At 72.8% G+C, this 1,889-nt stretch carries 3 protein-coding genes; all 3 read left to right on the top strand.

Features of this window, described 5'->3' with window-relative positions; translation table 11 throughout:
* Positions 1–150 precede the first annotated feature (150 nt).
* The 3 genes from GH736_RS22190 to GH736_RS22180 all read left to right on the top strand — a co-directional run bounded on the left by GH736_RS22190 (position 151) and on the right by GH736_RS22180 (position 1,862).
* The gene (locus GH736_RS22190) at positions 151–585 is read left to right on the top strand and encodes a hypothetical protein (RefSeq protein WP_159607129.1); all 435 of its coding nucleotides are present in this window, start codon (positions 151–153) and stop codon (positions 583–585) included.
* Between the two features lie 42 nt (positions 586–627).
* On the top strand, positions 628–1,125 hold the full coding sequence (locus GH736_RS22185) for an FBP domain-containing protein (RefSeq protein ID WP_159607127.1): 498 nt from the start codon (positions 628–630) through the stop codon (positions 1,123–1,125).
* A 245-nt stretch (positions 1,126–1,370) separates the two neighbouring features.
* Positions 1,371–1,862 carry an FBP domain-containing protein gene (locus tag GH736_RS22180; RefSeq protein ID WP_159607125.1) on the top strand — a complete coding sequence of 164 codons (492 nt, stop codon included), beginning with the start codon at positions 1,371–1,373 and terminating at the stop codon, positions 1,860–1,862.
* The last annotated feature ends 27 nt before the right edge of the window (positions 1,863–1,889 follow it).

The following is a 1,889-nucleotide window of genomic DNA, read 5'->3' as shown; positions in this document are numbered from 1 at the left end:
GCACGTGCGGCAGGTCGACGGGGAACACCTCGGTGAGGTAGCCGGCGCGGATGGAGGCGTCGACCTCGTTGAAGGTCGTGCCCGCGACGCGGACGAGCACCTCGCCGGGGCCCGCCTCGGGGCCGGGCGATCGCGGCCGCCCTCGGTATCGTGGCGCTCGTCGCGCTCGCCTTCGCCGTGCTGGAGCCCGCCCGGGAGGCGCTGTCGCCGCCGCGCGGCCTCGCCGTCTTCGATCGCGCGCAGACCGCCGAGGAACGCGGACGCACCGATGAGATCGCCACCGCTGCGGAGCTCCAGCCGTCCGAGGCGGCCAGCCTGCGCACCCTCGGGCGGGCGTTCGGACACGACTTCTGGGCGTTCCGCGACGACGACCGGGTGTGCCTGCTCGTGCGGCGGCAGTTCTTCTTCTCGTGGCTGACGAGCTGCACGTCGGTCGACGGGTTCGCCGAGCACGGGTTGAGCCGTCGCATCGTCGCCGACGACATCCGCGACGGGGCGCGGCCGCGACGCATCGGCCCCGGCGACGTGGTCGTCATGACCTGGGGCCCCGAGTCGATCGACCTGGAGTGGACGGTGGAACGCTGAGCGCCCGTTCGTAGACTGGAGATCACGCACGGGAGGGGACGCATGCAGCCGCTGGTCGAGAGCGACATCCGCCTGTCGTTCGGCAACGCGAGCGACGCGGAGCTGGCGCAGCTCTCGCTGCCGCACGACTTCGTGCTCACGGAATGGGCGCACCTCGACGCGTTCGCGTGGCGCGACCCTCGCATCGCGACCCGCGGCTACCTCGTCACCGAGCTCGACGGCGCGGCGCGCGGCGTCGTGCTCCGGGCCGCCGTCGCGAACGGCTCGCACCACCGCGCCGCGATCTGCAACCTCTGCCACACGCAGCAGCCCGCCGACCAGGTCGTGATGTTCTCGGCCCGCCGCGCCGGCGCCCCGGGCGAGCGCGGCGACAGTGTGGGCACCTACATGTGCAGCGACCTCGCCTGCCAGGAGACCGTGCGGCTCGGGCGTCCGGCCGCGCCATCGGAGGTGCTGCCGAGCGTGCAGGAGCTCGAGCGCATCGAAGGGCTCGCGCGCCGCACGCGCGCCTTCGTCGCCGACGTGCTCAGCACCGCGTAGGCACGGCTCAGACGTCGTGTGTACACTCGCCACCGTGAGTCTGCACGTTCCGTTCGCGATGCCCGTCGGGCGTCAGGGGGTCGCCGGCGTCCTCGCTGCCGGCAGCAGAGGGCCGTCGCGCCCGTGACCTCGCGCGCCTCTGCGGCGCGCTCCGCGTGACCCGGTCTCGGCCACGCGGCATCCCTGTTCGGAACGGATCTACCCGGGCCTGCGCACGCGACCCGGCATGACGAAGGACGTCTCACATGCTTCCCCTCGACGACCGGCGCATCCGCGCCTCGTTCATCAACGCGACCCAGCGCGAACGCGCCTCGGTCACCCTCCCAGCGGGCTTCGCCGAGCTCGACTGGACGCAGCTCGACCTGCTCGGCTGGCGCGATCCCAAGCTGCCCAAGGTCGGATACCTCGTCGCCGACCTCGGCGACGACCTCGTCGGCGTCATCCTCCGCGAAGCCGATGGCCGCATCCGCACCCGACCGCAGTGCTCATGGTGCGAGGACGTGACGCTCCCGAACGACGTGGTCTTCTACACGGCGAAGCGCGCCGGAGCCGCGGGCCGCAACGGCAACACGGTCGGAACGCTGGCGTGCGCGAACTTCGAGTGCTCGAGGAACGTGCGTCGACTGCCGCCGGTCGCGTACGTCGGCTTCGACGTCGAGGCGGCACGGCTGCGCCGCATCGAGGCCCTGCGGGAGCACGTGGCGGGCTTCGTGCAGGCTGTGCGCGAGGGGTCGTAGCCGGTCGGAGCCCGGCGCGAGCGCCTG

It is taken from the genome of Agromyces humi, assembly GCF_009720255.1.
Lineage (GTDB): Bacteria > Actinomycetota > Actinomycetes > Actinomycetales > Microbacteriaceae > Agromyces > Agromyces humi.
Note: the sequence above shows the minus strand (reverse complement) of the source record. Positions and strands in the feature narration are given on the sequence as shown.